The sequence below is a fragment of the Komagataeibacter kakiaceti JCM 25156 genome, from assembly GCF_000613305.1.
The window spans coordinates 1-744 of record NZ_BAIO01000801.1 but is presented as its reverse complement, the minus strand read 5'-3'; the positions used below and the strand labels follow the sequence as shown (position 1 = coordinate 744).

Sequence of the window (744 nt, the reverse complement as noted above, 5' to 3'; positions counted from 1 at the left end):
CTGGGTCCGGCGCTGTGGGCGGGGCAGGTGGCGATAGCTGCGTCCGGGCTGTCGCTTTTATGGCTGCGCTACATGACCGATCCCGGCGCGGGGTGGTCCTGTTCCTGGTCGCCTGCGTGGCGATGAGTGATACCGGGGCCTATATGGCGGGGCGTGTCTTTGGCGGCCCCAAGCTCGCGCCGCGCATTTCTCCCGCCAAGACGTGGTCCGGTTCCGTGGGCGGGCTGCTGAGCGCCGTGCTGGTCGGCATGGCAGTCGCCCATTTCATGCCCGGCGCCCTGCCGGGGGCGTTGTGGCGTGGCGCTTTGTTCGGCGGGCTCGTCGCCATCGGCGCCCAGATCGGGGATCTGGCGGAAAGCGCGCTGAAGCGTGCGCGCGGCGTGAAGGATTCGGGCACCATCCTGCCCGGCCATGGCGGCCTGCTGGACCGTTTCGATGGCCTGCTGGTCGCGGCCCCCATGGCGGCGTTGCTGTCTTTATGGGCAGTCGGCCGGGCTGCTTTCTGGTATGTGGGGCTGCACTGAAGCCATGGCCCGGCCATGAGATGTTTTGGGGAATGATGTTATAATGAAGACAGTTTCCGTTCTGGGCTGTACGGGCAGCATCGGCTGTTCCACCGTGGATCTGCTGCTCCAGGCGCCTGAGCAGTTTCGTACCGTGGCGCTGGTGGGCGGGCGCAACGTGACCCGTCTGGCCGAACAGGCGCGGGCGCTGGGCGCGCGGCGCGCGGTCATTGCCGATGAG

General features: G+C 67.7%; 2 pseudogenes. Both read left to right on the top strand.

Features of this window, described 5'->3' with window-relative positions:
* Positions 1-524: pseudogene (locus JCM25156_RS26365) on the top strand (phosphatidate cytidylyltransferase); the annotation flags it as partial.
* A gap of 43 nt (positions 525-567) precedes the next feature.
* Positions 568-744, top strand: a pseudogene (locus JCM25156_RS28305) (1-deoxy-D-xylulose-5-phosphate reductoisomerase); the annotation flags it as partial.